Consider the following 6421-nt stretch of genomic DNA (forward strand, 5'->3'; position numbering starts at 1 on the left):
TGCCTTGCCCGGGGTCAGAAAAGATGCCACCATAAACGCGCAAAAACGAACATGGACATGTCACAGACTCTTCGCCACCCAGAAATCATCGAAATCGCGCGCCGCGACGGAAAGGTCACCGTCGACAGGCTCGCGTCGCATTTTGATGTCACATTGCAAACCATCCGGCGGGATCTGACCGAACTTGCCGAGGCCGGCCGTCTGGAGCGGGTTCACGGGGGGGCGGTACTGCCATCCGGCACCCACAACATCGGGTATGAGGAGCGGCGGTCGCTGAACGCTCCGGCAAAGACGGCCATCGCAAATGCGTGTGCGGCACAGGTGCCGGACGACATTTCGATGTTTCTGAACATCGGGACCAGCACGGAGGCGGTGGCCAAGGCCCTGCGGGATCACCGCAACCTGATGGTTGTGACCAACAACATGAACGTGGCCAACATTCTTGCCAACAACCCCGATTGTGCGGTCATCGTGACCGGTGGCAACCTGCGCCGTTCAGATGGCGGGTTGGTTGGCAACCTTGCTGCCGACACCATTCGCCAGTTCAAGTTCGACCTCGCGGTTATCGGCTGTTCGGCGCTGGATCGCGACGGGGACTTGCTCGATTTCGATGTGCAGGAGGTTGCAGTCAGCCAAGCCATCATTCGCCAGTCGCGCCGGACTTTCCTTGTCGCGGATCATTCCAAATTCACGCGGAGCGCTCCCGCGCGGATCGCCTCACTGTCAGAGATCGACACCTTCTTTACCGACAAGCCGCTGCTGCCTGAACTTGCCCGCAACTGCGAGGCGTGGGGCACCGATGTCGTTTTGACAAAGCCACGCTAGCCGTGCATCAGACAGTCCTGCAAGCGCCGTTTCTGATGTCCGTTCACGTCGAAATTCGCGGGTTCAAGCCAGTTCTCATATCCGGCTTTCAACCCTGGCCAGTCGCCATCGACAATCGCGAACCATGCGGTGTCCCGGTTCTGTCCCTTGACAATCATGTGCTGGCGAAACACGCCTTCGGCAACAAAGCCAAACCGCAAAGCGGCTGCTTTTGACGGAAGGTTGTTGTCATTGCACTTCCACTCGAACCGGCGATACCCCAGATCATCAAACACGAGCTTCATGAACAGAAAAAGCGCCTCCGTCGCGCCACGGCGCCGGGACAGGTCCGGTCCCCAATAGATATTGCCGATTTCGATCACACCGTTCTGTGCGTCGATTCGCATGAGCGTTTGGCGCCCGACCGCCGCGTCGGTGTCCCGATCAATCACGGCAAAGTAAAGAGGATCGGCACTCGCTTCTACGCGGCGCATCCAGTCCATGAACTCTGGTTCTGCCTGTGGCGGGTACTCCGGCAGCCAGCGAAACCGGTCGTTCGCGTCCGAAACACCTGATGCTTGAAACAGGTCGGGGCCGTGCCGCGCCGCATTCAACGGTTCCAGCGTCACATAGCGACCTTCGATCATGTGCCGGTCAGGTATTTGGCGAGGGGTCCATTTGCTCAGATCTTGGGTCACGGTCGCATCCTTTTGGTCTTCGTCGGATCACATCATCCATGAACACTACATTTCGCACTATGGGCAAGATGGTCGTTAGGCATTTGCCCGTCTGCTATGACCCGGGTGTTTCCCAGCCCGCCTCTGCCATCGCGTGCCGATAGGAGGGTGCCACGCGCATTCGCGCAGTGACGCCTTTCCGGGTCAACACATTGTGCATCTCTTTCAACCGCCAGCAGGGCACGTGCATCACGAGATGATGCTCAAGATGATAGTTTACCCAATAGGGCGCGACGAACAGGCGCGCGATTGGCCCGGCCAGCGTGGTGCGCGTGTTTTGCAGCGGGTTTTCAGAAGCTTCGGTAGCGCCATGTTCGGCAATATTGCGAATTCGCAGGACGAATTGGAACCAGGTGAGATAGGGCAGCAGCCAGAATGCCAGCCCCCACCACCAATCGCCGATCATGGCCATCAGGACGATGATCCCTAAGAAGGCCGGCAGGGACTTGAACAGGTCTCGCGCCTTGAACGCCTGCGCAAAGTCACTTGATGCGGCGACTATCGCCTCGTCATCGCCTGCCAGCCGGATCGACATCATGATCTGCGCAGCCAGTTGTTTGTAGCCGGTCTGACCAGTCAAATCCCTGATGAACTTGCGTTTGAGAGACGCGCGCGTGGTCGGAAACTTGGACGAGAGGACAAGATCGGGATCCCTGTCGGTCTGGGTGAACCGGTGATGCGTCAGGTGGTAGTGGCGATAAGCCAGAAGTTCCGCGAGTATCGGTCGCCCGCACAGCCATTCACCCACGACATCATTCAACTTGCGTGATTTGAACAGAGCGTTATGCGCCGCCTCATGCATGAGGATCGCCAGCCCCAGCTGTCGCGACCCGATGACCAGAACAGCCAACAAAAAGGTGAGCGGGTTTGGCCAGATCCCGAAGAGCGTCACCGCCAGAGCAATCGTGCCCCAGCAATGAACGACCAGCCAGAACCCCATGACGTCGGATCGTTCCGCCAGAGGGCGAATTTCATTGGTGCTCAGAAACGCCTTTCCCGGTGTCATGCGCAGACTCCTCCGGCGCTAACGTCCCAGATCGTGGTGCAACCTGTCAAATGGATCGCGGCGTCACTCTGGTTCAGCGCCAGTCAAAAAAGCCTGGACCCGCCTCCGCAAGCAGTTTTTCCGCCATCGCGCAACCAAGCTCTGCCCCGTCCTCGACGGCGCAGGTCTGATCATCGTGAATCCGTTCCGATCCATCTGGGCGCAGCACCTCTCCGCGCAATCGCAACTGCCCGTTTTCAAGCACTGCAAGCCCGGCTATCGGCGTTTCGCATGATCCGTCAAGGGCAGTCAGAAACGCCCGTTCCGCAGCCAGTCGCTCGCCGGTCGGACTGTCATGAATGGCGGCCAGCATATCGGAGGTGCGTGCATCAAACGTGCGGCGTTCGATCCCGATGGCTCCCTGCGCAACGGCGGGCAGCATCGACTCCTCGGAGATCGGAGTGGCAGGCACGTCGTCACGCTTCAACCGATTGAGCCCTGCCATCGCAAGAAATGTGCAATCGGCCACACCGTCGTCAAGTTTGCGCAACCGGGTCTGCACGTTGCCGCGAAACTCGACCACGTTCAGGTCGGGCCGCCGGTTCAAGAGTTGCGCCTTGCGCCGCAGGCTGGAAGTGCCCACGGTCGCGCCCTCTGCCAGATCGGTCAGCGCAGATTTATTCGGCGAAACGAACGCATCACGCACGTCTTCGCGCGGTAGATAGGTATCCAGAATCAATCCGGCAGGCTGCTGAACCGGCATGTCTTTCATCGAATGTACGGCGATGTCGATACGGCCCTGAAGCAGATCGTCCTCGATCTCGCGCGTGAACAGCCCCTTGCCGCCGATTTCCTTGAGCGGTCTGTCCTGTACGGCGTCACCGGTGGTCTTGATCACCACGATCTGGAACACCTCTTGTGACAGATCAAATGCGCGTGCCAGCCGGTCGCGCGTTTCATAGGCCTGTGCCAGTGCCAGCGGAGAGCCACGGGTGCCGATCCGTAACGGAGTGTCGAGTGTAGGAAGATGCTGTGTCATGCCTCCTCTTTAGTCGCGTCAATTTGGCCTTACAAGCGTCCGGGCTTGACATTATCGTCCTCAAACAGGACGCATGGCCCGGAATGTACTCGGGAGGCCACCATGAGCGAGACCAAAAAGCTGCTGCGTGCACTGGCGGGCGAAACACAGACGGTGCCGCCAATCTGGATGATGCGCCAGGCCGGTCGCTACCTGCCCGAGTACAGGGCCACGCGGGCCGAGGCGGGAGATTTCCTGTCGCTTTGCTATAACAGTGAACTGGCCGCAGAGGTCACGCTGCAACCGATACGCCGATATGGCTTTGATGCGGCGATCCTGTTTGCGGATATTCTGCTGATACCACAGGCGCTTGGCGCTGATCTGTGGTTCGTGACAGGCGAGGGGCCGCGTCTCTCCACGGTGACGACCCAGAGTGATTTTGAAGCGCTGAAGCCTGCGAATTCGATCCACGACACGCTTTCGCCGATCTACGATACCCTGCGCATTCTGAACGGCGCCTTGCCGTCTGACACCACGCTGATCGGTTTTGCCGGTGCCCCATGGACGGTGGCGACCTATATGATCGCTGGCCGGGGCACGCCGGATCAAGGGCCGGCCCATGCATTGCGCGAGGAAAACACCGCATTGTTTGAGGCGCTGCTGGATCGCATCACCGAGGCCACGATCGACTACCTGTCGATGCAGATCGAAGCCGGTGCCGAGGTCGTCAAGATTTTCGACAGCTGGGCCGGATCGCTTCACGGAGACGATTTTGACAAATACGCAGTCGAACCCTCTCGGCGCATCACCCAGGCGCTGAAAGAGCGCCACCCGTCGACCCCGGTCATTGGCTTTCCGCGCGAGGCTGGTGAGAAATACGTGGGTTTTGCCCGTGCGACCGGTGTCGATTGCGTGGCGCTGGACAACTCGGTTGATCCCGTCTGGGCCGCCGCCCATGTTCAGAGCGACGGTTGCGTGCAGGGCAATCTGGCCTCATCGCACATGGTGACGGGGGGGCAGGCTCTGATCGACGAAACCCGCGCCATCGTCCGCGCCTTTTCGGGCGGGCCACACATCTTCAATCTCGGTCACGGCATCACACCGGACGCCGATCCGCAAAACGTCCAGTTGATGATTGATACGGTGCGCGAGGGTTTGGCGGTTTAGGCGCGCGTCAAGGCGACCCGTTAACGCGTTTTGCACTAAACTGAAATTACCTAACGCTGCCGGAAGTCATATATTCCAACGCGTCAGGTGAAACCAGATAACCAGGTTCGACGCGAGACGCTCTAGTCGAGCCGCCGCACCAGAATCTGGTTTCCCTCGCCTCGCTTGGTTTCAAAGACCTTCAATGTTGCGATCAGGTCGCTGAGTTTGCGCTTGCCATAGCTGCGGGTGTCGAAATCGGGATTGGCGGCCGTTATGAACTGTCCGATCTGACCCAGCGTGAACCACTCGTCGTCCTGATCGATCGCGTCCATCGCCCGGATCACCAGCTTGGCCGGATCGTCCAGCCCAGGACTCGGCTCGATCTGGTCGTCGCTCTTCGTCTGTTTGGGCTTGGGTTTCGGGGCGTCCGAAATGAGGTTCTCGACATAGATGAACCGCTTGCAGGCCTTGACGAACGCCGTCGGTGTCTTGCGCATTCCCATGCCGAACACGTCGAGCCCCTGTTCGCGGATGCGGCTGGCCAGTCGGGTGAAATCGCTGTCGGACGAGATCAGCACAAAGCCATCAAACCGTCCCGAATGCAGGATATCCATTGCGTCGATCACCAGTGCGATGTCGCTGGCATTCTTGCCGGTCGTATTGGCGAACTGCTGATGGGGCACGATCGCCAGCGCCGCCAGTTTTTCCTTGGTCCAGCCCTGTGGGCCACCGCCCGCGAAATCTCCATAGATGCGGCGGATGCTGGCCTCGCCCAGCGATGCGATTTCCTCGAACATGGCCTCGGCATGTTTGGCGGAAATATTGTCAGCGTCGATCAGGACGGCGAGAAGCGGGGGCTTTGATGGGTTTGTCATGAAACCGCACTAGCCCAAGGCAATGGCGCTCACAACCGTCTATACATCACCAGCGCGTCGACCAGCCCCTTTTGCGGGTGGTTGAAGGCGTCCGGGAGGCGGCCCACAGTGTCAAATCCTGCACGGGTCCAGATGTCGATGGCACGGGTGTTGGTTGTGACCACAAAATTGAACTGCATAGCCAGGTATCCCGCGCACCGCGCCTGATCAAGCGAATGGTCCAGCAATGCACGGGCGACGCCACGCCCGCGCGCCGAGGGTGACGTGCAGTAGCCAGCGTTGCAGACATGCGCGCCGTTGCCGGTCTGGTTGGGCCTGAGATAGCTGCAACCCAGAGGTTCGCCCTCCCATTCAGCGATCCAGACCCGTGCGGTTTCCGGCCAGAAATAGGCAAGAGCGCCAGGCATCCCGCCTCGGGGTTCGGCGCAGAACGTGTCGCCTGCCTCGACGACCGGTTGCAGGATTTGCCAGACTGCATCGTCATCCGCCCCACGCCGTGCTTCACGGATCGACAGGGTCATCCACGCGACCTTGTTCGGGATCGGACTGAATCGGTTCGTGCCTGCATTCCAGATTCAGAATTCGACGACGGCGCGGATGGATTTGCCTTTGTGCATGAGGTCGAAGCCCTTGTTGATGTCCTCAAGGCCCATGGTGTGGGTGATCATCGGGTCGATCTCGATCTTGCCGTCCATGTACCAGTCGACGATCCTGGGCACGTCGGTGCGTCCGCGCGCGCCGCCGAACGCGGTGCCGCGCCAGGACCGGCCGGTGACGAGCTGGAACGGCCGGGTCGAAATCTCGGCCCCGGCGGGTGCGACACCGATGATGATGCTCTCGCCCCAGCCCTTGT

General features: G+C 59.9%; 7 protein-coding genes and 1 pseudogene. 2 read left to right on the forward strand and 6 right to left on the reverse strand.

Annotation, left to right across the window (positions count from 1 at the left end; all coding sequences use genetic code 11):
• Window positions 1–57 precede the first annotated feature (57 nt).
• Window positions 58–825 (forward strand): DeoR/GlpR family DNA-binding transcription regulator, encoded by a 768-nt coding sequence (locus tag QO231_RS23710; protein ID WP_316782217.1) that lies wholly within the window; start codon window positions 58–60, stop codon window positions 823–825.
• Here QO231_RS23710 and QO231_RS23715 read toward each other — a convergent pair.
• From QO231_RS23715 to hemC, 3 genes are all read right to left on the reverse strand, one after another.
• The gene (locus tag QO231_RS23715; protein WP_316782219.1) at window positions 822–1502 is read right to left on the reverse strand and encodes a GNAT family N-acetyltransferase; all 681 of its coding nucleotides are present in this window, start codon (window positions 1500–1502) and stop codon (window positions 822–824) included. The two genes, QO231_RS23710 and QO231_RS23715, sit on opposite strands and share 4 nt — an antisense overlap.
• Window positions 1503–1596: 94 nt before the next feature.
• Window positions 1597–2547 (reverse strand): fatty acid desaturase family protein, encoded by a 951-nt coding sequence (locus tag QO231_RS23720; RefSeq protein ID WP_316782221.1) that lies wholly within the window; start codon window positions 2545–2547, stop codon window positions 1597–1599.
• A gap of 73 nt (window positions 2548–2620) precedes the next feature.
• Window positions 2621–3565, reverse strand: a complete 945-nt coding sequence (hemC, locus tag QO231_RS23725; protein WP_316782224.1) for a hydroxymethylbilane synthase — start codon at window positions 3563–3565, stop codon at window positions 2621–2623.
• A 102-nt stretch (window positions 3566–3667) separates the two neighbouring features.
• Here hemC and hemE point away from each other — a divergent pair, with 102 nt between their 5' ends.
• The gene (hemE, locus tag QO231_RS23730) at window positions 3668–4711 is read left to right on the forward strand and encodes a uroporphyrinogen decarboxylase (RefSeq protein WP_316782226.1); all 1044 of its coding nucleotides are present in this window, start codon (window positions 3668–3670) and stop codon (window positions 4709–4711) included.
• Between the two features lie 122 nt (window positions 4712–4833).
• Here hemE and QO231_RS23735 read toward each other — a convergent pair whose 3' ends face one another.
• The 3 genes and pseudogenes from QO231_RS23735 to QO231_RS23745 all read right to left on the reverse strand — a co-directional run.
• Window positions 4834–5568 (reverse strand): NYN domain-containing protein, encoded by a 735-nt coding sequence (locus QO231_RS23735; RefSeq protein ID WP_316782227.1) that lies wholly within the window; start codon window positions 5566–5568, stop codon window positions 4834–4836.
• 29 nt (window positions 5569–5597) lie between these two features.
• Window positions 5598–6089 (reverse strand): GNAT family N-acetyltransferase, encoded by a 492-nt coding sequence (locus tag QO231_RS23740; protein WP_316782229.1) that lies wholly within the window; start codon window positions 6087–6089, stop codon window positions 5598–5600.
• Window positions 6090–6143: 54 nt separating this feature from the next.
• Window positions 6144–6421: pseudogene (locus QO231_RS23745) on the reverse strand (S-(hydroxymethyl)glutathione dehydrogenase); the annotation flags it as partial.

Source organism: Sedimentitalea todarodis, from assembly GCF_032595355.1.
Classification (GTDB): domain Bacteria; phylum Pseudomonadota; class Alphaproteobacteria; order Rhodobacterales; family Rhodobacteraceae; genus Sedimentitalea; species Sedimentitalea todarodis.

Excerpts from the sequence above, each read along its gene's own strand:
- QO231_RS23710 (WP_316782217.1), top strand. The coding sequence starts at position 58 with ATGTCACAGACTCTTCGCCACCCAGAAATCATCGAAATCGCGCGCCGC.
- QO231_RS23720 (WP_316782221.1), bottom strand. The coding sequence starts at position 2,547 with ATGACACCGGGAAAGGCGTTTCTGAGCACCAATGAAATTCGCCCTCTG.
- hemC (WP_316782224.1), bottom strand. The coding sequence starts at position 3,565 with ATGACACAGCATCTTCCTACACTCGACACTCCGTTACGGATCGGCACC.
- hemE (WP_316782226.1), top strand. The coding sequence starts at position 3,668 with ATGAGCGAGACCAAAAAGCTGCTGCGTGCACTGGCGGGCGAAACACAG.
- QO231_RS23735 (WP_316782227.1), bottom strand. The coding sequence starts at position 5,568 with ATGACAAACCCATCAAAGCCCCCGCTTCTCGCCGTCCTGATCGACGCT.
- QO231_RS23740 (WP_316782229.1), bottom strand. The coding sequence starts at position 6,089 with ATGACCCTGTCGATCCGTGAAGCACGGCGTGGGGCGGATGACGATGCA.